The sequence below is a fragment of the Rahnella sp. PD4 genome, from assembly GCF_049199325.1.
Taxonomy (GTDB): Bacteria; Pseudomonadota; Gammaproteobacteria; order Enterobacterales; family Enterobacteriaceae; genus Rahnella; species Rahnella perminowiae.
Window position 1 is genome coordinate 183,570 of sequence record NZ_JBLZQF010000001.1, and the last position, 19,886, is coordinate 203,455.

Here is a 19,886-nt window from a genome sequence, read left to right on the forward strand (position 1 = left end):
AGAAACAGGATTCCGGCATGATAATGACTCCCCTGAACGGAGGATGTGCCGATGAAAAAGTCACGATTCACCGAAGAGCAAATTGTTTTTGCCCTAAAACAGGCCGAGCAGGGAACACCGGTACCTGAAGTCTGCCGTAAATCGCAGGGGGAATAAGCCTGCTGATTGCCCGGGAAATCAAAAGTTACACGCTGAATGAAGACGGCACGCCCAACGTTGCGGCTAATGCGATGGCTCATGCCGTCTGGGGTGCTGTAGCAGCGCAAATGTCCGGAGGCAATGCAGCATGCCGGCGCGTTCAGTGGTGAACTTGCCGCGCGTTATATAGCGGAATATTATTACCATGCGACTACTCAGGCGGATATAGATAAGCTTTCGCAGAGTGACCGGCAGGAAATCAGCTTACTGAGTACGCTGGCGGCGGGTGTTGCCGGAGCAACAGCGGGCAATAACCTGTCTTCTGCGACGACAGGGGCGCAGGCGGGGAAGAATGCGGTTGAGAATAATGCGCTTGGAGCGGTTATTCAGGGCGGGAAACTGGCGATTCAAGGTTGCGCCGAAGTCACGGTATGTCGAAATGCGCTGGTTGAGAAAGGGATGGGAGCCCTGCTCGGTATAGGTGCAGCTAAAACAGTATTGGATAATCTCTCTTCAACTGAAAGGGATTATGTCTTTAGTGTGGCGATGTCGGGTAAGGCTGACCTGATAGAGAAACTGACGCCTGAACAACGGGCTGCCTATAATTATATGGTAGGTCAGGATCAGAAAGGGACGGCGTTTGTTACGCCAGATCAAAGTGGTAGTCAGGGTGCCAGTAACACAGGTAACAACGCAGGTGTGCCTGATGTGGGTAGTAATACCACGACTACGCCGATTGCAGAGCAGAATCCGGCTGATTTGGCTTATACATCAGAGAAAAGTAAATATGTTCCTAGTCCCAAACATGCTGCTGGAGGTTGGGGAATTCCTATGGACTTAAGTGATTCGAAGGCTCAGGAAGTATTAAATAACTCCATTCAAGGTGGTAAGCAAAAATATGGTGTTAGTGATGGTAAAATCTATGAATTTCAACCTGATAATGTTGGCGGATGGCATGGTTATCCAGTGCCTGGGACAGAAGCACCACCAAAAGTATTACGTGAGTTTCTTGCTAGAGGTGATATTAACAAAGCCGAATACAATAAAATGATTAAAGGTAAATAGTTATGAATAAGCTGAATATCATTTTGCTTAATTCTGCTGAATCGAAAAAAGCACAAGCTGTTGAAATATCGATAAAAAACAATGGCGTTTTGCATGCATTGTTTACCGGGATAGTCGATTTTCAAGCATTAATTGAGTGGTTAAAAGAAAATGAAGATGCAATTCGAAAAGCGGACTTTCCGATAGTTAATTTAACTCAAGACTCTTTAGCAAAAAAAGTCCATTGCTTTTATGAGAGTGTGGACGTTGATGACGATGATCTCATTGATGCAATGTTTGATTATAGAACATCCCATTGCCTCAGATTTGCATGTCGTGGAGTGGATTTCCCTGAGATTTATATTGGGAAGTTAGGAAGTAAACATGAAATATCTTTATTTACAGACAATGAAACTTGGCGATATTTTTTTGATGTTGATGATTTTTTTGGCAAATTGAAATGCTGAATAAGTCCCGACTCTAGAGCCGGGATTTTATTCTATAGCCTCAGCTATGATGCTGATTCTGTAGTCCCTCCGCTTTCTAGTACCACCGCCAATGAGGATCTCCGGCCAGTTTTTGCCTCGCATAGATAACGGGTGGCATATCACCCAGTGAGCTATGCGGACGTTCTTCGTTATATTCTGCGCGCCAGTATTCTGTTAGCACACGGACTTCTGACAGTGTTCTGAACAGATACATATCGAGTATTTCTGTTCGTAGCGTTTTGTTAAATCGCTCAATAAATCCGTTCTGCATTGGCCTGCCTGGCTGAATAAAATCGAGTATCACGCCGTGCAACTCTGCCCATTCAGCGAAAGCAGCGGCTGTAAGTTCTGGCCCGTGATACCTATTGAATGCATCTGGTTAGCGTTTAAGTCAGCCATTTTCTACAACTTGTAGTGTCTGTCACAAGTGGAGAAAATCAATGAACACTCCTGTTAGCAATGTCAGCATGTCGGGGACACTGATTGCCCTGGATATCTCTAAAAAACATCATGATGCAAAAATTCGGTAGCCGGATGGACGAACGTCTTATCTGCGTATTGAAAACACACTGGAAGGGTTCAACCGACTGCTTGCTCTCACCGCTTCACCCCATGACAGTATTATCGCCGCCTTTGAACCTACCTCTGATTATCATCGCAACATCGCATGGTAGTTACATCAGCAGGGAGTAAAGTGCCATCTTGTTTCATCTGTCAGATGTGCTCGGGCCCGCGAGATGCTGTTTAAGACCTGGGATAAAAATGATCGTAAAGATGCCAGTGTCATCATGTATTTGCTGGAACAGGGTTTATCTTCGCCATTTTATGATCCTCTGGCGAATGGCGTTATCGATATACAGGAAATATCAAACACCTACCATCAGGTTACGCTGGCACGAACCTGCTGTCTGAACAGCCTAGTGAATCGCTATCTGACCCTTTATTTTCCCGAGGCTGAACAATTTCTGCATATGTCCCGGGCAGAGTGGTTCTGTCAGTTTTTACTTCAGTTTCCCACACCGTCCTGTATCACATCACTGAACCGGGATTTGTTTGTAAAACAGGCATGGGATGTTGTTGGCCGGAAGCAGTATAAACAGCAGTTTCTTGAGCACCTCTATGATATTTCAGCGAATTCCATTGCGTTACCGTTGTCGGATGGTTTTCTGGCAGTAACGACGTTCAAATTACAGCTTCATCGATATGTCGAGCTTTCGGCTCAACGGTTGCAGCTTGAGAAACAGGCAGAAAATTATTTACAGGAACGGAGTGATTACCAACATTTACGTACGATCCCGGGTATTGGCGCAGTCATTGCCCTGATGATAATTGCTGAAAGTGGTGATTTGACACGTTTCGCGCATTACCGACAGTATCTCAGCTTCTGCGGTTTTAACCTTTCCGCCAGCCAGAGCGGGCAAAAACACAGTGGTTACCGATTGTCAAAACGTGGAAACGCACGGTTAAGATATGCCTTCTGGCTTGCCGCCACCGTAGCCGTAAGAACGAGAGAAAACAGCTTCCGGTACAAATATGAACGTTATATCCGGGAAAATGGAGATAAACCCGATCAGAAAAGAAAAGCCATGACGGCAGTGGCAACCAGGATGCGTACAACGCGATGAGCAGGTATATTCAAATCAACCTCGATTGCCAGCGCTTCCCGATTAAAATCATCGACGACATTAAATAACCTGAATCGCCGCCCGTCGAGCAGGGCATCACTCATAAAATCAACTGACCAACAGTGGTTCATTTTATGCGGAATAACCAACGGCTGTGGATGCCTGTCAGGTAAGCGTTTTTTCCTTTACGCCGAAGGTTCAGTTTTAATAATCGGTAGATCCGTAAACCCGTTTTGCATTCCACAGTCATCCTGCCTGGCGTAAATTATTGAACATGAGGCCAAAACTCTAAGCCGGATACTGATGCGCCAATTTTTGCAGTGCCTCGACCACGGGCAGATCCCGTGCCGTGTTCGGGGAATAATGCAACAGGCTTCGACTTATACCGATAATCCGGCACCCGCGTCGTTCGCTGGCCTGATGTTCCGTCATGACGTAACGCACCAACTCACGCTTTTCGGGCACCGCTAAAGTTTTTTTGAAACAACATCCTCAAGAATTTCATGATCTAAGCTCAAGGAGGCATACATCTGCTTTAACCGGCGGTTTTCCTCTTCCAGCTCTTTCATTCGTTTGAGATCAGAGGACTCCATACCGTCGTATTGAGATTTCCAGTTGTAATAGCTGGCTTCCGACACGCCGTTTTCGCGGCACACATCCTTAACGTGCCGACCCCCCTTCAACTTCTTTTAGAACTCGCAGGATCTGAGTTTCAGTGAAACGCGCTTTCTTCATGATGAGCCTCCTTTGGTAGTATTTTAACCAGAGAACTCTATCAAGCAGTAAGACTAAATTCAGGAGGGACTACAGTCAACGACGGCTAAAACGGACGAAAACGGGAAGGTCATCCGTGATTAGGAGGGCAAAACCGATCAGATAAATCAGATGATCCTGCCGATCCCGACGATGGCGATTAGCAGCGGTAATGCCAGTGGTACGACCCGCTCTGCTGTAGGTAACGGAACGATCACAGTACGTGATACCAGCCAGCAAACGCAGGATGTGGGTACGTTAAGCCGAAATACCGACGATGCCAATGGTCATATCAAGATTTTCGATGAGAAGAAAATTGCCGAGCAGCAAGAACTAGCGTCGGTGTTCGGGCAGATGGCGAACTCAGCCGCTGGTGATCTTGGTGAGGCGATGGGCTGGGGACCGAATAGCCCCGAAAAAGCCGCAATTCATGGTGTGATAGGGGCAATCCAGGCGAGTTTCGGTGGCGGCAATGCGTTAGCAGGCGGGTTGGCCGGGATGAGCAGCGAAGCGTTTGGTCAGATGGTCGATACTTATCTGAGTAACAACACACAACTGGACCGCAATGAAAGAGGAGCTATCACCCAGTGGGCCGCCACGTTAAGTGGTAGTGCAATTGGCGGAATTATTGGCGGAACGACCGGTGCACAGTCCGGCGCAGCCGTCTCACTGGATGCTGAACGCTATAACCGCCAGTTACATCCGGATGAAGTAGCCCGGATCCAGCAATTGTCCGGTGGGGATAAAGAAAAAGAAGCGCGTCTGAAAGCGGCGGCCTGTGCGCTGGTGAAATGTTCTGCTGAGTTTACGGTGGGTTCTGCGGATTATGTGAAAGCGCAGGCGCTGGAGCAGTTGGGTAACTCCGATGCGTATGCCACTGATCGAGCGCAACTGGCATCCCAGTCGGGTAGCCAGCTGGTTTATGCGATGGGCAGTTATGCCAATGCCAATTTGCCGATGTTCGGGTATTCGATCAGCGATCAGACCGGGGATGCGCTGTCGCGCTACGGTGTGGGGACGCGTTTAGGTGGCCTGACGCAATTTACCGCCGGGGAACTCCAGGCGGTGGGTGGGGCAGCAATATGCACGACCACCGCGGGTGTAGCTTGCCTGGCAGGCGGTTATCTGGCAGCCTCAGGGATAGATACGGCTAATGCAGGCTTTAACACCTTCCTGTCTGGTGTCAACCAGAAAACCAGCGGTGCGTATTTGCTGGAAGGGTTGGGAGTCTCTCCGGATTATTCTGAGGGAATTTATGGTCTGACTCAGGTGGGCGCGGCTGGGATTGGCGGAGTAGGAAAAGCGACGTCAGTTACTGCCGATGTAGGTGCAAAAGGCGCTGGCAGTGTCACATTCCATGCGGCTGATGATATTCGGTTCTCGCAAAATAGCTTTTCATTCAATAAAACTGACCGAGACACGGGTAAAAATTACACATACGACGATTTGGTACAAAGCATGCGGACTAATGGTTGGAAAGGTGATCCAGTTGACGTCGTTAAAATGCCTGATGGCAAGCTGACTAGCATGGATAACACTCGAATTGCCGCGGCCAGAGAGGCGGGGATCGACGTTAAAGCTAGCGTCCGTGGATTTGATGATCCATTGACGCCAGCTATTCAAGAGGCTAGAGGGTGGCAGAATTTTAATACTTGGGGTGAGGCCATTACTGGTCGTATAAACAAACAGTCAGGGGGGTTTTCTACTTCTAATCCTTACGGTTCAACAGAACCACCACGTATTTCTGGAGGTGCTAAATAATGAAGCCTTTTTTGTACGACCTTCCAATTTTACCCAATAGTTTTGAATTCCCTGTTGATTATTTAGATGTGGTTTTAGCTGATGAGTTTTTAGATATAGAGCCTTGGCGGCTTCTATCGAAAGATATGGCGACATCTCTTTTTTATTACAGCTCGATGCTTTTGAAGTTTTCGGGGGCTGCCCTGGTTCCCTTTGCAATTATTCAAGATGAGTCAGGGCTGTATAATGATGGCTGGGTTGTTCTTGCTTGTTTTGATGGGGGAGGTAAGGATGGCACTACGGGTGTCCGGATTTATGATTATTCAAAACCGAAGTTAAGTCCTTGGGATAATTTGTCTTATTCTGGTTTCTCTGAATGGTTTAGTGCTGCCAAAGAAGAGTCTTCCCGCTATAAAGCCGAGCAAGTCGAAGACAAAGACAATGGCTATTCCTGATATATGAAATAAACGGGGACATGACTCGTTAACCATACGTCATTTTCAGCCTGAAAAAACGGGAATCCCTGTTGGTGCATCCGCAGGGCTTCAACTTTTAGCACCGCAGGCTTTCCATATCGCTGTCCGACAGCTACGGCTGTGGTTATGTCTTGTGATAGATGCACATGGTGACGTGAACCTGCAATCAATCCTTGCTGAAGAATAGATTCAAGAAAGCGTGTTGCAGTGCCATGGTAGAGGAATTCTGGCGGTTTTTTCTCCATATGTTGAAGGTTCACGTCTGGTGTAGAATGTCCCTGAACTGCACGAATACGCTGGCCATCTTCGGAGAGAGTAAAACGTTTCTTATCACTGCTATTTACTACTGTCTGAATTATTGCCTGATCAAGTATGCGGCCTTCTTTCGCCGCGCCGATAATCAAAGAACTGATGTCTGCCCAGCCTTCTACATCAAGTTGCAATCCGATGGTGTCAGGTTTATGACGTAATATATAACTTAGAAATTTACTTATTTCGTTAAGCATCTTGCTGTCCATGATTGCCCTAATTATGTTTGCCATGGGTGTGATGCTTGAGATATTAGCACACCCAAAACACGTCTCTTCCACGTTTATGACCCTGACCCCGAATATTGACCTTACCCCAAAATCCTGCCCCATTCAGAAACAGGATTCCGGCATGATAATGACTCCCCTGAACGGAGGATGTGCCGATGAAAAAGTCACGATTCACCGAAGAGCAGATTGTTTTTGCCCTAAAACAGGCCGAGCAGGGAACACCGGTGCCTGAAGTCTGCCGTAAATCGCAGGGGGAATAAGCCTGCTGATTGCCTGGGAAATCAAAAGTTACACGCTGAATGAAGACGGCACGTCCAACGTTGCGCTAATGCGATGGCCCATGCCGTCTGGGGCGCTGTAGCAGCGCAAATGTCCGGAGGCAATGCAGCAGCGGGTGCTGCCGGCGCGTTCAGTGGTGAACTTGCCGCGCGTTATATAGCGAAATATTATTACCATGCGACCACTCAGGCGGATATAGATAAACTTTCGCAGAGCGACCGGCAGGAAATCAGCTTACTGAGTACGCTGGCGGCGGGTGTTGCCGGAGCAACAGCGGGCAATAACCTGTCTTCTGCGACGACAGGGGCGCAGGCGGGGAAGAATGCGGTTGAGAATAATGCGCTGGCATTAGGCAGCACTGCATCTGCACTGAATGCAGCAATCTCTGGTGCAATTGGAAATGGAAGCCAGCAACAACAGGATACTAAAGAAGATCAAGGTGCGGGATATACTTGTGAAGGTACCCGCGAACAGTGCGCGGTGCGTGACGGCACCCGTGGACCGGGGCATACGGAGTTACCGATAGCGGATAAAGATCCGACCGGCGGTAAGCTCGAAAATCCGGCCCCGGCGGAGAGCACAGCCACCACGCTGACGACCCCGGATCAGTCGGATAAGAACGGAGCCAGTCATACCGGAAATACCGATGGCGCACCGTCTACTGCCGGAAATACCACCACGACGCCGATCCCGGATGGGCCGAATAAGGATGACTTGGCTTATTTGGCTGATGGGCATATGTTGGGGGCCAATGGAGTTCAGACGTCCAGTAAAACTATATGGAAAGGTGCCGGTAAGGAACGAATAGATGTTGAAAATCCTGCACCAGGACAAAGAGCGGGGCAACTACATTATCAAGATAATAAGGATAATAAATATCTTTATGATCCCAAGACGGATTCATTCCCCGATGCACCTAAGTCGGTAAATAATCTATTGAATGACCCATCATTTAAGAAGGCGATCAATAAAGGGTTGACTCAGTATTTAGGAGAGAAGAAATGAAGTGTAATTATTTGATGGAAAAGGAAATGAAGGTTGCAGATTGGAGGGGGTTATCTCTTCCTGATGATTTGCAGTCATGGATTAATGGCGGTTTTTTAGAAGATAACGGCTGTGTTTTTTTACGCTCTCTATACAAAAATTACCAAGGGTTAGATAATTTCCCTGATAGGACAGGGGTTGAATGTTTTGTAAACTCTTTTCATATTGATGATTATGTATCCGAACGGTATCTGGATTACTCATTTTTATTTTGTGAGCAAATATTAGCTTGCTGGAAAAAATACAATCAGTCCCAGAAATTAAATGTGATTATTTCTCATGATGAATTTGGTGCAGTGGTTAAGTTTCATGTGAAGCGTCAGAACGAAAATTGGTTAAGTAGTAATCTTGAAGGATATAAGGAAGCAGTTTTAGAAACAAGTGAACCTATTTAACGTTAAAAACGTCCTAGCCCTCGCGCCGGGAACGTTATTTTTACCGGTCAGACTCTCCGTGCTGCCTTCATCCCATTGCTCTTGTTCGTGATCTTTGGCGGTTGCCTGGAAATGCTTCAGCAACCGGGCTGGAAATGTTTTGTCATTACCGTCATGCCGACGGTATGACGAAACCATCCGGTCAGGGCCATGCCCCGACACCCTAGCGTTAAAATAAAAACCCCGGCGCTGGCCGGGGATGAGGGTGTGATTACTCGGCAAACATCAGGCCGCCGGGGTAATGCTTCATCCATTTCGCTGCCGCGTCCGTGTCAAAGGCTTCGCAAAAGCTCAGTTTTATTTTTCAGCCTGTAAAAGCATCTGTAGGTGACTTACTGGCGGGCAAAGACGATCTGTAAGCGCCCCGCATATCAAGACAATCGGGAATTGTTAGCTATAAATATTTAAAATTCAGTTGGTGCTAAGAAACTGCTGGAGTTGTTCAAGATATTGCGCAGTCTGGGGGCGATGAGTGCCTGAATCTAAATAAGTCTCTGGCGAGTGAAGCGCAGTGGGCTGGTAATGGCGTTAAAGATCCGTTATATGATGCACCTAGTTAGCAGCAGAATGTGCTTACAAGGACGTAATATTTTCATTCATACACGTCATGGCCTCATAGGCAATCGTAAGAAAAGATTTTGCAGAGAGGAGCGCTTCCCCAGAATGAAGGGTAAATATCTGCTCTCATTGAAAAGGGAAAGGCGCTTGGGAAGAGGAAAAACAGCTGGATAATGCCACTTAACCAGCTGTTTTAAAGGCTAAACATCAGCGTTCTTGAACTTGTTTATGAAACAGCTCCCTGAATACCGGATAAATATCTTCCTGCTCGCGGATATGCTGCATAGCGAAATTATCGAATTTCTCCTGTAGCACTTCGTATTCACGCCACAGCGTCTGGTGGGCGCGGCGGGTGATTTCGATATAGCTGTAATAACGCACCATCGGCAGGATCTTCTGTGCCAGAAGCTGGTGACAGAGCGGGGAGTCGTCAGCCCAGTTATCGCCATCGGAGGCCTGCGCGGCATAAATATTCCACTGCGCCGGGTCGTAGCGTTCCTGAATGACTTCATCCATCAGTTTCAGGGCACTCGACACAATGGTGCCGCCGGTCTCCTGCGAGTAGAAGAACTCCTGTTCATCCACTTCTTTAGCTTGTGTATGGTGACGGATATAGACCACATCGACGTTTTTGTACGTCCGGCTCAGGAACAGATAAAGCAGGATATAGAAACGTTTGGCCATATCCTTGGTTGCCTGATCCATCGAACCGGAGACATCCATCAGACAGAACATCACCGCCTGGCTGGAAGGCTCGGGGCGACGTTCGTAGTTACGGTAACGTAAATCAAAGGTATCGATAAACGGCGTTTTGGCGATTTTTGCCCGCAGCTCAGCAATCTCTTTGCGCAACCGTTCTTCTTCCAGTAACTGTGCCGGTTCGCTGTGCTCGACCTCGGTCAGCGTCGATTCCAGTTGACGCAGCTCCCGTTTTTTACCCGCGGTCATCGCCGTACGGCGTGCCAGCGAGTTTTGCAAAGAACGTACCACACTGATATTGGCCGGCACGCCATTAGACGTGTAACCGGAGCGGTGGGTTTTGAATTCATTCAGCTGCTTGTGCTGGTTTTTTCTCAGGTTTGGCAGCGCCAGATCTTCAAACAGCAGATCGAGATATTCGTCTTTGGAGATCTGGAATGAAAACTCATCTTCGCCTTCACCGTCCTGACTGGCTTCGCCCTGACCACTGCCGCCGCCGCCGCCCCCCTGCGGTCGTTCGATGCGGTCATTCTGTACAAAGTGGTCGTTGCCGGGGTGAACACGGTGGCGCAAGCCACCGCGGCCCTGATGAAACATGGGCTCGTTGATATCGGAATTGGGGATCGAAACCGACTCCCCACTATCCACGTCGGTGACCGAACGCTTGTTGATGGCCTCGGCAATCGACTGTTTGATTTGCGACTTATAGCGGCGCAAAAAGCGCTGGCGGTTCACCGCGCTTTTATTTTTGCCATTCAGCCGGCGGTCAATAAAATACGTCATATTTCCCCCAAACGACGTTGCCAACGATCTTCTGTTATGAGGATTTTCTCACGCGCAGGTACCATTCACACAGCAGGCGGACCTGTTTACGTGTGTATCCTTTCTCCATCATTCTGTCGACAAAATCATCATGTTTTTTCTGTTCATCAGTCGACGTCTTGGCGTTAAACGAGATAACTGGCAGTAATTCCTCGGTATTTGAGAACATTTTTTTCTCAATCACCGTGCGCAGTTTTTCGTAACTGGTCCAGTTTGGATTGCGGCCGCTGTTATTAGCGCGGGCACGCAGCACGAAGTTGACGATTTCGTTACGGAAATCTTTTGGATTACTGATCCCGGCCGGTTTTTCAATTTTCTCCAGCTCGGCATTCAGCGATTCACGATCGAAGAGTTGTCCGGTATCCGGATCGCGGTATTCCTGATCCTGGATCCAGAAGTCAGCGTACGTGACATAACGGTCGAAAATGTTTTGTCCGTATTCTGAGTAGGACTCAAGATAAGCGGTCTGGATCTCTTTGCCGATAAACTCAGCGTATTTTGGGATCAGATAACCTTTCAGGTGCTCCAGATATTTCTCGGCGATATCCTGCGGGAACTGTTCACGCTCGATTTGCTGTTCCAGCACGTAGAACAGATGAACCGGGTTGGCGGCCACTTCGGCATGGTCAAAGTTGAAAACACGGGAGAGAATTTTAAATGCAAAACGTGTCGACAGCCCGTTCATGCCTTCGTCCACGCCCGCATAATCGCGGTATTCCTGATAGGACTTGGCTTTCGGATCGGTATCTTTCAGGCTTTCACCGTCATACACCCGCATTTTGGAATAGCTGCTGGAGTTTTCTGGTGTTTTCAGACGCGAGAGAATCGAAAAGCGCGCGAGCGTTTCCAGGGTTCCCGGTGCGCAAGGGGCATGCGAGAGCTCACTGTTGCTGAGCAGTTTATCGTAGATTTTCATCTCTTCAGACACACGCAGGCAGTATGGCACTTTGACGATGTATACACGGTCAAGGAACGCTTCATTATTCTTGTTGTTACGGAACGTCACCCATTCAGATTCGTTGGAGTGCGCCAGAATAATGCCATTGAACGGCAGGGCGGAGATCCCCTCCGTACCGTTATAGTTACCTTCCTGAGTCGCCGTCAGTAACGGATGCAGCACTTTAATCGGTGCCTTAAACATTTCGACGAATTCCATTAAACCCTGGTTTGCGCGGCATAATGCACCGGAATAACCGTAAGCATCCGGATCGTTTTGCGCGTGGTTTTCCAGTTTACGGATATCCACTTTCCCGACCAGCGCGGAAATGTCCTGGTTGTTTTCATCGCCCGGTTCCGTTTTAGCGATGGCGATTTGTTCGAGAATCGACGGCCAGACTTTCACGACTTTAAACTTCGTGATGTCGCCCCCGAATTCATGCAGACGTTTTGCCGCCCATGGCGACATGATCGTGCCGAGATAGCGCGGCGGAATGTTGTATTCTTTTTCGAGAATATGCGCATCTTCCTGCGGGTTAAACAGGCACAGCGGGTGATCGTTTACCGGGCTGCGTTCGCCGTTGGCGCTCAGCACGTAAATCGGGACGCGTTGCATCAGGGATTTCAGCCGTTCGGCCAGTGACGATTTACCACCACCCACCGGGCCCAGTAAATAAAGGATTTGTTTCTTTTCTTCCAGACCCTGCGCGGCATGTTTCAGGTAGGAGACAATCTGTTCAATAGCCTCTTCCATGCCGTAAAATTCTTCAAATGCAGGGTAACGTGCAACAACACGGTTCGAGAATAAACGCGACAGGCGTGGTTCAAGCGCGGTATCTACCATCACTGGTTCACCGATTGCCATCAACAGACGTTCCGCCGCATTGACATAAGCACTGCGATCTTGCCGTGCAATGGTAAGAAATTCCTGCAGTGTGAACTCTTCGTCCTTGGCAGCCTCATAGCGCTGGCGATAGTGGTCAAATATGTTCATACGATGCCCGTCCTTCGTTATTTTACCCTTCGTCTCTGGAACCACCAACGTGCTGTAATTCCAAATATTCGGGTAACGCACAGGTTAATGAGAGCTTTTTCAGCGCTCCCGGAAGAAAGATCTCCCACCTGATTACAGCAACCCTTATGCCAACTTGCAGAACCCTTCAAAGCTGACAGTCTTGATGATGTGTCACTGTCAGACCCGGTGGGACGGGCAACCGTTCAGGCTAAGTCTTTCATCTATTTATAAGCGTAGTTTGGCATTAAGAAAATTTCCTCTATGGTTTAGGCGTTTTTTAAGTCATATCAATGACTCAGTTATCAGGAATGCTCTGAAAAGCCTTACAGGACGTGCTCTGCAGAGCGGAAGTTGTTTCTTTAGTCATTTTTATTTCATATTTTGCAGTTAAATTGTGCGATCGCCACGGTTTTTCCGGAGATGTCTTTTTATAGGCCGAAAATTGCTAAGCGCGACGTTTACGGTTCATTTAAACTAGCGATGATTTTTTACTTAATGGAATTAAGACAATGAAAATGATTAATCTTAAAACACTGTCACTCGCCGGCGCGGCAGTGCTTTGCAGTCATGTTGCCGTTGCAGGGACCTGGCAGCTGGGTGCTTCAGCGTTAGTTGCCCCTGATCCGTATCGTGGGAATAACGATCATGTTTACCCGGTGCCGATCATCAACTACGACAATGATGACTTCTACTTCCACACCCTGATGGCGGGTTATTACTTGTGGAATGATGACGTCAACAAACTCAGCATCACCGGCAGCTACTTTCCATTAAGCTTCGACCCAAGTGACAGCGATGATAAGCGCATGAAGCGACTTGATAAACGTCACTCAACACTGATGGCTGGTCTGGCTTATTCGCATAACGCTGAGTGGGGGACTGTCCGCGCCAGCTTTAATGCCGATACGCTTGACACCAGCAACGGCATGACCGCTGATCTGGGTTATCTGTATGCGATTAAAGGGGCTAACTGGGCTGTGGTGCCGGGCTTTGGCGTGACCTGGTTCAGCTCGAATCTCAATGAGTATTATTATGGCGTCACCAAAGACGAATCTCGTCGTAGTGGCTTCGAAAGCTATTCCCCGGGCGACAGCTTTAGCCCGTACGTCGAAGTTTCCGCTAAATACAACTTCACGCCTGACTGGCAAGGATTCGTGACCGGCCGCTACCTGCGCCTGTCCAGTGAAGTGACTGACAGCCCGATCATTGAAAAAGAATGGACAGGCGTACTGTGGACGGGAGTGACTTACACCTTCTGATCTGATGCACTGTTCTGGTGAGTGATGTGCACAGTAATGGGGCGATTCGCCCCATTTGCACATTTATGGTTCAACGGGCTTTTCACCCATGACCCAACCGGAGGAAACAGATGAAAGCGAAAACCGTGCAGTTGCCTGATGGCACGACAATACCCGCAATCGGACAAGGTACCTGGTATATGGGGGAACGGAACAGCGACCTCCGTGCCGAAGTGAAAGCCTTACAGCAAGGGTTGGATAGCGGTATGACGCTGATCGATACCGCAGAAATGTACGCCGATGGCGGCGCGGAGAGGGTGGTAGGTGAAGCCATCGCCGGTCGTCGCGATGATGTGTTTCTGGTGTCAAAAGTCTATCCGCACCATGCAGGTGGTGCGAAAGCGATTGCCGCCTGTGAGCAGAGTCTGAAGCGATTAAAAACCGATTGTCTGGATCTGTATCTGTTGCACTGGCGTGGTTCGATTCCGCTACATGACACTGTCGCGGCGATGGAAACATTGCAGCAATCGGGCAAAATTCGCCGCTGGGGTGTCTCTAATCTGGACACTGACGATATGCAGGCGTTGTGGAAAATCCCCGGTGGCAATGAATGTATGACCAATCAGGTGCTGTATCACGCGGCGGCCCGTGGCATTGAGTTTGACCTGCTGCCATGGTGTGAGGAGCACAGTGTTCCTGTGATGGCCTATTGCCCGCTGGCACAGGCAGGAAAGTTACGTCACGAGGTGCTGACGGCACCGGTGATCCAGGAAATCGCCCAAACACGGGGTGTCAGCGGTGCACAGATTGCACTGGCCTGGGTAATACGCACGGGTAATGTCATCGCCATTCCTAAAGCGGTACAACCCCAGCACGTGAAAGAGAATGCGGCGGCGTTGACGCTTAGCCTGACGGAAGAGGAAATAGCACGAATTGACACAGCGTTTCCGGCGCCGGATCATAAAACGCCGCTGGACATGGTCTGACATCAGCCCTTCATATCAATCATCTGACGACAAAAAGGGGCAAAATTGCCCCTTTTTCGTCTTGATTACCCCCACAAACCGGTTATTTCCGGATTGAGAAGGTCACCGCCAGACGCGCCGGGGCAGCATGTGTTGATTTATGTGTCTGGGAAACCTGCGCTGTTTCCACACACACCATGGTTTTATACCCATCATCCGGCATATCAGCCATGCTCACCGAGAGTGCTGAACCCGGGTTCCAGGCCACTACATCAGCATTATTTTCATGCGCAACAACCAGCGTACGTTTCAGAACCGGATCAACGATTTCGCTGGTGGCTTGTGGCTGGGTATAGATGCGGTCAGTCTGGCCCGTGAAGGTCAGGTCACCTTCTTCCTGCTTGGCTTTTGCGCCATCGACTTTATCGATAAAGCTGTTGCCCAGACCTTTGATGCTGACACCGGCGATATCACCAATGTTGAAATAAGTGTGCAGGGCGCTGTTGGCTTCGAAATCACCGGTAGATTCCAGCTCGATATGGCAGGTTGAGCCGAGTGTGAAGCGTGCGGTCAGCGTGAACTCATGCGGCCACAACTCCAGCGTTTCAGGGGAGCTTTTCAGCGTTAAAGTCAGTACTACACCTTCAGCAGTTTCCTGATGATCAGTCAGTTCCCATGCCACGTTACGCGCGAAACCGTGGGAAGGTTTGCCTGCCGGACCAAACCACGGCCAGCAAATGGGAATACCGCCACGAATCGCGACGCCTTCTTTGAACGCACTGGCGCTGCTCATCCACAGTACAGGTGCTTCGCCTTCAGGCTGCCATGACAGCAGATGCGCGCCTTGCAGGGCAATCGCAGCACGTACTTTAGGATGGGTAACCACGAGCACCGGCAGTTCGTCGATAAGACGCTGGCTGACGGAGGTAGAGATCTGATTTACGACCGGAAGAGAAAAGAGTTGTTCTGTCATTATCTAAAGTCCTGTCAGGGTTAAACAATTTCGATTTTGAACCAAGACTACACATGAACCAAACCTGTCTGTTTGATCGCACTCATGTGCTGATAAAAAAGTGCATCCGACAGAAAGCAAAAGGGCGACTTGCGTCGCCCTTCAATCAGTTCATCCACATTACCAATTATTTGGAAACGTGAGCGATCAGATCCAATACTTTGTTTGAGTAGCCAGTTTCGTTATCGTACCAGGAAACCAGTTTCACAAAGTTGTCGTTCAGCGCGATACCTGCTTTCGCATCGAATACGGAAGTCAGTTTTTCGCCGTTGAAGTCGGTAGATACTACGTCGTCTTCGGTGTAACCCAGAACGCCTTTCAGATCGCCTGCTTCAGAAGCTGCTTTGATTACTGCGCAGATTTCTTTGTAAGAAGCTGGTTTTTCCAGACGTGCAGTCAGGTCAACAACAGAAACGTTAGGAGTAGGAACGCGGAACGCCATACCTGTCAGTTTACCGTTCAGAGCCGGGATTACTTTACCTACAGCTTTAGCTGCACCGGTAGAAGAAGGGATGATGTTCTGGGATGCGCCGCGGCCGCCGCGCCAGTCTTTATGAGACGGGCCATCGACAGTTTTCTGTGTTGCGGTAGTTGCATGCACGGTGGTCATCAGCGCTTCAACGATACCGAAGTTGTCGTTGATAACTTTAGCCAGTGGTGCCAGGCAGTTAGTGGTGCAAGATGCGTTAGAAACGATTTCCTGACCTGCGTATTCTTTATGGTTAACACCCATAACGAACATTGGCGTGTTGTCTTTAGAAGGACCAGTCAGAACAACTTTCTTAGCGCCCGCAGTGATGTGTTTACGCGCAGTTGCATCATCCAGGAACAAACCTGTCGCTTCAGCTACAACGTCAACGTTAACTTCGTTCCATTTCAGGTTAGCTGGATCACGCTCAGCGGTAACACGGATGGTTTTGCCATTAACAACCAGGTGACCGTCTTTAACTTCAACAGTACCGTTGAAACGACCATGAGTTGAGTCGTACTTCAGCATGTATGCCATGTAGTCCGCGTCTAACAGATCGTTGATTGCTACGATCTCGATGTCAGAACGTTCTTGAGCAGCACGGAAAACAATGCGACCGATACGGCCAAAACCGTTGATACCTACTTTGATAGTCATATATTCCACCAGCTATTTTTTTAGTGAATAAAAGGTTGGTTGTAAAATTACAAAAACCTTGCTGAGCGTCAAGCGGAATCGTGTCAATTATTGCTGTAAGTCAAAGCGACGACCTACTGCTGCTCGCTTATTGCACGTTCCGGTTTTTTAATCGGCTCACAACCACATGGGGGCGAAAAACAGAATATAAAGAGCCGGATGAACAAGAGTGTGATCGCCATCACAAGTTGTAAGCTGGCTAACGCTGATGCCATACAGTTTAGGACAAAACAGACAGACTCGTTGTTAATTTTTTGTTATTATAAACTGTTATTTACGTTGATTTTTATATTCGTCAGAGAACGAAAACTATGGGCATAGAAACTAAATCCTCCTGTACACTCGAACAACTCACTGAAATACAACGTTATGTCACACAGAAACGCGGCACTGAACCCCCGTTCACCGGCAAGCTGCTGCACAACCGCCGCGAAGGGATTTATCATTGCGTGGTCTGTGACTCAGCCTTGTTCTACTCTGATACCAAATACGATTCCGGATGTGGCTGGCCAAGTTTTTATCAACCCGTTCACCCGGATGCGATAAATTATCTCACTGATAATTCGCATAATATGGCGCGTATTGAAATCCGCTGCACCTGCTGCGGGGCCCATTTGGGACATGTTTTCCCGGATGGCCCGAAGCCGACGGGTGAGCGTTACTGCATAAACTCTGCTTCAATGAGCTTCACTGATGGCAAAAGCGGCGATAAAACCGCCGGTTAATGCGTATGAAAATGGTGATGTAATCTTACCGACAAAATCGATTCAGCTATTATTCAAACCGTATGAATAATCGCGCACGAAAACGAGGGGCCCAGATGGAAATTAATCAACTTATTGATGTGATGACGCCGGAAATTTATTCACGCCTCGCCCTGGCTGTTGAACTCGGGAAATGGCCCGATGGTGTCGCACTGACACCGCAACAGAAAGAACACAGCCTGCAGGCCGTAATGCTGTACCAGTCGCGTCACAATGTTGATGCCCAGCATATGAGCATTGGCACGGACGGGCAGATCGTTACGAAAAGCAAGCAGGAACTGAAACAGCAATTCGCGCAGGATATGCTGATTAAGCTTAAGCCTGAGTGAGTGCCCTGCTAGCGAAAGGGGGGTGACTGATAAAAGGCGCAGATGAGCGCCTTTAAGGATGAATTTTTTAAGGCAGCGGGAAGATATTGGCTCTATTTGACGGCACCTTCCGTCACGCCGCTGATAAATTTGCGCTGAAATGCCAGAAATACCGCCACGATGGGCAGAATAGCAATCATGGCACCGGCCATCAGTTCCGGAATATTTAAGGTGTTTTTATTCTGGAAAAACATCATGCCGATCGGCAAAGTGCGCAGTTCATCTTTATTGACCAGGATCAGCGGGATCAGAAACTCGTTCCAGGTCCAGATAAACAGTAACAGCGACAGCGTTGACAGCGTTGGCCAGATAGCCGGTACCAATATCCCCCACAAAATCTTGCTGCGGCTCGAACCGTCCATCACAGCCGCTTCGACCAGCTCTTTCGGCACCTGCTGGAACGCAGTGGCGACCATTAGCGTGCTGAAGGGGATCGAAAGCGCAACCTGCGGAATAATCAGCGCCAGATAAGTGTTTGTCATGCCCATCCAGTGCAACTCATGATAAAGCGGAATAATAAAAGCTTCCGAAGGTAAGACCATGCCCAGCCCCAGCAAAAATGCCAGGAATTTTTTCCCCGGCAGGCGCAAAAAAGCAAAACCAAATCCCGACAAAATCCCGGCAAAAATGCTGATGACGATCACCGGAATGACCACAATCACTGAATTCAGAAAGTAAACATTAAAATGACCTTCCCGCCAGGCGGAAAGATAGTTGCCGAGTTGCAGGCTGCCCGGCAGGGTGAAGGCTCCCTGAAACAGTTCTGCCTGGGTCTTGAAAGAGGTCATCAGGGCCAGCAAAAAGGGCAGAATAGTCATTATTGCTATCAGCCAAATCACACTGCGCGAGAAAAGAGAAGTGCTACGCATTAACGACGCTCCCTGAGTGCCAGATGGATGAATCCATTTAGAATAAACACCATCACCATACCGATAATCGCCACTGCGGAGGCATAGCCAAAATGGCGTAAGTCAAAACCTTGTTGATACATATAAATATTAGTGACCAGAGTCGAAGTACCAGGCCCGCCATGGGTCATGACGTAGACCAGGTCGAAGGATTTGATGCCCGCGATCACTGTCAACAGCAGCGCGACGCGGATTTCCGGTTTTAGGGCCGGCAGCGTAATGCGCATGAATTTCTGCCGGCGGCTTGAGCCGTCAAGTTCCGCCGCCTCAAGCAGTGAGGGATCCATGCGTTGCAAACCAGCCATGAACAGCACCAGGCAGAAGCCAAAAAAATACCAGGTTGCGACGAAGCCCACCGCAGGCAGCGCCCAGTTAAAATCGCCCAGCCAGGCTACGGCGAGTTGTGGCTGTCCAACGGCGCGCAGCAATTGATCGATCGGGCCAAATGCCGGGTTGTACAGCCAGCGCCACACCACACCCAGCACCGCCATTGGCATGATATAGGGCAGGAAAAACAGAATACGCAGCATGCTGCGCTCAACGTGGTGACGGGTATCGTTAAGGAAACTGCACAGCGCGAGGCCAATGACTATCGGGCAAAGCGTATAAAACAGCAGCAGCAGGGCGTTGTTAGCAATGGAAGTCCAGAATGTTGCATCGGAAAACATACGAACAAAATTCTGTATGCCGATGAATACAGGCCACGAGGTTCCATCCCAAGCAGTAAAACTCGCCCAGATTGAAAACAGCAGCGGTGCCAGCAGAAATACGCCGTAGATCAGCAGCGACGGCAAAACAAAAAGCATATTTTGCAGCATTGATTTATTGAGCATGGATATGCCTCATGGTTACCCTCATCATGACCTTCTGCTTTAC

Annotated in this window: 17 protein-coding genes and 5 pseudogenes; 13 read left to right on the forward strand and 9 right to left on the reverse strand. The window is 48.9% G+C overall.

Annotated elements, in window-relative coordinates:
- Window positions 1-51: 51 nt before the first annotated feature.
- The 3 genes and pseudogenes from ACOZIO_RS00780 to ACOZIO_RS00790 all read left to right on the forward strand — a co-directional run.
- Window positions 52-141, forward strand: a pseudogene (locus tag ACOZIO_RS00780) (transposase); the annotation flags it as partial.
- Between the two features lie 138 nt (window positions 142-279).
- A complete protein-coding gene (locus ACOZIO_RS00785) occupies window positions 280-1,203 on the forward strand; it encodes a VENN motif pre-toxin domain-containing protein (RefSeq protein ID WP_421594819.1) in 924 nt (307 codons plus the stop codon).
- A gap of 2 nt (window positions 1,204-1,205) precedes the next feature.
- Window positions 1,206-1,649: a hypothetical protein gene (locus ACOZIO_RS00790; protein ID WP_015697205.1), complete on the forward strand. Its 444-nt coding sequence runs from the start codon at window positions 1,206-1,208 to the stop codon at window positions 1,647-1,649.
- 76 nt (window positions 1,650-1,725) lie between these two features.
- On the opposite strand, the pseudogene ACOZIO_RS00795 reads toward ACOZIO_RS00790, so the two are convergent.
- A pseudogene (locus ACOZIO_RS00795) lies at window positions 1,726-2,028 on the reverse strand (integrase core domain-containing protein); the annotation flags it as partial.
- Between the two features lie 82 nt (window positions 2,029-2,110).
- Here ACOZIO_RS00795 and ACOZIO_RS00800 point away from each other — a divergent pair.
- Window positions 2,111-3,280 (forward strand): annotated as a pseudogene (locus ACOZIO_RS00800) (IS110 family transposase); the annotation flags it as partial.
- Here ACOZIO_RS00800 and ACOZIO_RS00805 read toward each other — a convergent pair.
- Window positions 3,274-4,030: pseudogene (locus ACOZIO_RS00805) on the reverse strand (transposase); the annotation flags it as partial. The pseudogenes ACOZIO_RS00800 and ACOZIO_RS00805 sit on opposite strands and share 7 nt — an antisense overlap.
- A gap of 150 nt (window positions 4,031-4,180) precedes the next feature.
- Here ACOZIO_RS00805 and ACOZIO_RS00810 point away from each other — a divergent pair.
- Both ACOZIO_RS00810 and ACOZIO_RS00815 read left to right on the forward strand, forming a co-directional pair.
- Window positions 4,181-5,809, forward strand: a complete 1,629-nt coding sequence (locus ACOZIO_RS00810; protein WP_421594820.1) for a hypothetical protein — start codon at window positions 4,181-4,183, stop codon at window positions 5,807-5,809.
- The gene (locus ACOZIO_RS00815; RefSeq protein WP_013575348.1) at window positions 5,809-6,243 is read left to right on the forward strand and encodes a hypothetical protein; all 435 of its coding nucleotides are present in this window, start codon (window positions 5,809-5,811) and stop codon (window positions 6,241-6,243) included. The genes ACOZIO_RS00810 and ACOZIO_RS00815 overlap by 1 nt, the downstream gene beginning before the upstream one ends.
- Here ACOZIO_RS00815 and ACOZIO_RS00820 read toward each other — a convergent pair.
- Window positions 6,234-6,782: an RNA 2'-phosphotransferase gene (locus ACOZIO_RS00820; RefSeq protein ID WP_421594821.1), complete on the reverse strand. Its 549-nt coding sequence runs from the start codon at window positions 6,780-6,782 to the stop codon at window positions 6,234-6,236. The genes ACOZIO_RS00815 and ACOZIO_RS00820 overlap by 10 nt on opposite strands.
- Before the next feature lie 176 nt (window positions 6,783-6,958).
- Here ACOZIO_RS00820 and ACOZIO_RS00825 point away from each other — a divergent pair.
- The 3 genes and pseudogenes from ACOZIO_RS00825 to ACOZIO_RS00835 form a co-directional block, all read left to right on the forward strand.
- Window positions 6,959-7,048: pseudogene (locus ACOZIO_RS00825) on the forward strand (transposase); the annotation flags it as partial.
- An 88-nt stretch (window positions 7,049-7,136) separates the two neighbouring features.
- Entirely contained in the window at window positions 7,137-8,087 is a 951-nt protein-coding gene (locus tag ACOZIO_RS00830) for a VENN motif pre-toxin domain-containing protein (protein WP_421594822.1), read from the forward strand.
- A complete protein-coding gene (locus tag ACOZIO_RS00835) occupies window positions 8,084-8,521 on the forward strand; it encodes a hypothetical protein (protein ID WP_015697206.1) in 438 nt (145 codons plus the stop codon). Before ACOZIO_RS00830 ends, ACOZIO_RS00835 begins: the two co-directional genes overlap by 4 nt.
- Window positions 8,522-9,325: 804 nt before the next feature.
- On the opposite strand, the gene ACOZIO_RS00840 is transcribed toward ACOZIO_RS00835, so the two are convergent.
- Both ACOZIO_RS00840 and yeaG read right to left on the reverse strand, forming a co-directional pair.
- Window positions 9,326-10,600, reverse strand: coding sequence for a YeaH/YhbH family protein (locus ACOZIO_RS00840; protein WP_129951130.1), 1,275 nt, complete (start codon window positions 10,598-10,600; stop codon window positions 9,326-9,328).
- A gap of 34 nt (window positions 10,601-10,634) precedes the next feature.
- Window positions 10,635-12,569: a protein kinase YeaG gene (yeaG, locus tag ACOZIO_RS00845; RefSeq protein ID WP_129951131.1), complete on the reverse strand. Its 1,935-nt coding sequence runs from the start codon at window positions 12,567-12,569 to the stop codon at window positions 10,635-10,637.
- Between the two features lie 530 nt (window positions 12,570-13,099).
- Between yeaG and ACOZIO_RS00850 the strand changes: the two genes are divergently transcribed.
- Window positions 13,100-13,849, forward strand: a complete 750-nt coding sequence (locus tag ACOZIO_RS00850) for a MipA/OmpV family protein (protein WP_129951132.1) — start codon at window positions 13,100-13,102, stop codon at window positions 13,847-13,849.
- A 110-nt stretch (window positions 13,850-13,959) separates the two neighbouring features.
- On the forward strand, window positions 13,960-14,814 hold the full coding sequence (locus tag ACOZIO_RS00855) for an aldo/keto reductase (RefSeq protein ID WP_129951133.1): 855 nt from the start codon (window positions 13,960-13,962) through the stop codon (window positions 14,812-14,814).
- Window positions 14,815-14,896: 82 nt separating this feature from the next.
- On the opposite strand, the gene ACOZIO_RS00860 is transcribed toward ACOZIO_RS00855, so the two are convergent.
- Both ACOZIO_RS00860 and gapA read right to left on the reverse strand, forming a co-directional pair.
- Window positions 14,897-15,766, reverse strand: a complete 870-nt coding sequence (locus tag ACOZIO_RS00860; protein WP_129951134.1) for a D-hexose-6-phosphate mutarotase — start codon at window positions 15,764-15,766, stop codon at window positions 14,897-14,899.
- Between the two features lie 166 nt (window positions 15,767-15,932).
- On the reverse strand, window positions 15,933-16,931 hold the full coding sequence (gene gapA / locus ACOZIO_RS00865; RefSeq protein WP_013575362.1) for a glyceraldehyde-3-phosphate dehydrogenase: 999 nt from the start codon (window positions 16,929-16,931) through the stop codon (window positions 15,933-15,935).
- A 350-nt stretch (window positions 16,932-17,281) separates the two neighbouring features.
- On the opposite strand from gapA, the gene msrB reads away from it, so the two are divergent.
- Both msrB and ACOZIO_RS00875 read left to right on the forward strand, forming a co-directional pair.
- On the forward strand, window positions 17,282-17,695 hold the full coding sequence (gene msrB, locus ACOZIO_RS00870; protein ID WP_129951135.1) for a peptide-methionine (R)-S-oxide reductase MsrB: 414 nt from the start codon (window positions 17,282-17,284) through the stop codon (window positions 17,693-17,695).
- 95 nt (window positions 17,696-17,790) lie between these two features.
- Complete coding sequence (locus ACOZIO_RS00875; RefSeq protein ID WP_129990800.1) at window positions 17,791-18,063, forward strand: YeaC family protein; 273 nt, start codon at window positions 17,791-17,793, stop codon at window positions 18,061-18,063.
- Window positions 18,064-18,155: 92 nt separating this feature from the next.
- On the opposite strand, the gene ACOZIO_RS00880 is transcribed toward ACOZIO_RS00875, so the two are convergent.
- Window positions 18,156-18,971, reverse strand: a complete 816-nt coding sequence (locus tag ACOZIO_RS00880; RefSeq protein ID WP_129951137.1) for a carbohydrate ABC transporter permease — start codon at window positions 18,969-18,971, stop codon at window positions 18,156-18,158.
- Window positions 18,971-19,843 (reverse strand): carbohydrate ABC transporter permease, encoded by an 873-nt coding sequence (locus ACOZIO_RS00885; protein WP_129951138.1) that lies wholly within the window; start codon window positions 19,841-19,843, stop codon window positions 18,971-18,973. Before ACOZIO_RS00885 ends, ACOZIO_RS00880 begins: the two co-directional genes overlap by 1 nt.
- Between the last annotated feature and the right edge of the window lie 43 nt (window positions 19,844-19,886).

Bases quoted from the DNA above. Each gene is read 5' to 3' on its own strand.
- ACOZIO_RS00820 (WP_421594821.1), bottom strand. From the start codon at position 6,782: ATGGACAGCAAGATGCTTAACGAAATAAGTAAATTTCTAAGTTATATA.
- ACOZIO_RS00835 (WP_015697206.1), top strand. From the start codon at position 8,084: ATGAAGTGTAATTATTTGATGGAAAAGGAAATGAAGGTTGCAGATTGG.
- yeaG (WP_129951131.1), bottom strand. From the start codon at position 12,569: ATGAACATATTTGACCACTATCGCCAGCGCTATGAGGCTGCCAAGGAC.
- ACOZIO_RS00860 (WP_129951134.1), bottom strand. From the start codon at position 15,766: ATGACAGAACAACTCTTTTCTCTTCCGGTCGTAAATCAGATCTCTACC.
- ACOZIO_RS00785 (WP_421594819.1), top strand. From the start codon at position 280: ATGCAGCATGCCGGCGCGTTCAGTGGTGAACTTGCCGCGCGTTATATA.
- ACOZIO_RS00855 (WP_129951133.1), top strand. From the start codon at position 13,960: ATGAAAGCGAAAACCGTGCAGTTGCCTGATGGCACGACAATACCCGCA.
- gapA (WP_013575362.1), bottom strand. From the start codon at position 16,931: ATGACTATCAAAGTAGGTATCAACGGTTTTGGCCGTATCGGTCGCATT.
- ACOZIO_RS00850 (WP_129951132.1), top strand. From the start codon at position 13,100: ATGAAAATGATTAATCTTAAAACACTGTCACTCGCCGGCGCGGCAGTG.
- ACOZIO_RS00830 (WP_421594822.1), top strand. From the start codon at position 7,137: ATGGCCCATGCCGTCTGGGGCGCTGTAGCAGCGCAAATGTCCGGAGGC.
- ACOZIO_RS00790 (WP_015697205.1), top strand. From the start codon at position 1,206: ATGAATAAGCTGAATATCATTTTGCTTAATTCTGCTGAATCGAAAAAA.
- ACOZIO_RS00885 (WP_129951138.1), bottom strand. From the start codon at position 19,843: ATGCTCAATAAATCAATGCTGCAAAATATGCTTTTTGTTTTGCCGTCG.
- msrB (WP_129951135.1), top strand. From the start codon at position 17,282: ATGGGCATAGAAACTAAATCCTCCTGTACACTCGAACAACTCACTGAA.
- ACOZIO_RS00875 (WP_129990800.1), top strand. From the start codon at position 17,791: ATGGAAATTAATCAACTTATTGATGTGATGACGCCGGAAATTTATTCA.
- ACOZIO_RS00815 (WP_013575348.1), top strand. From the start codon at position 5,809: ATGAAGCCTTTTTTGTACGACCTTCCAATTTTACCCAATAGTTTTGAA.
- ACOZIO_RS00880 (WP_129951137.1), bottom strand. From the start codon at position 18,971: ATGCGTAGCACTTCTCTTTTCTCGCGCAGTGTGATTTGGCTGATAGCA.
- ACOZIO_RS00840 (WP_129951130.1), bottom strand. From the start codon at position 10,600: ATGACGTATTTTATTGACCGCCGGCTGAATGGCAAAAATAAAAGCGCG.
- ACOZIO_RS00810 (WP_421594820.1), top strand. From the start codon at position 4,181: ATGATCCTGCCGATCCCGACGATGGCGATTAGCAGCGGTAATGCCAGT.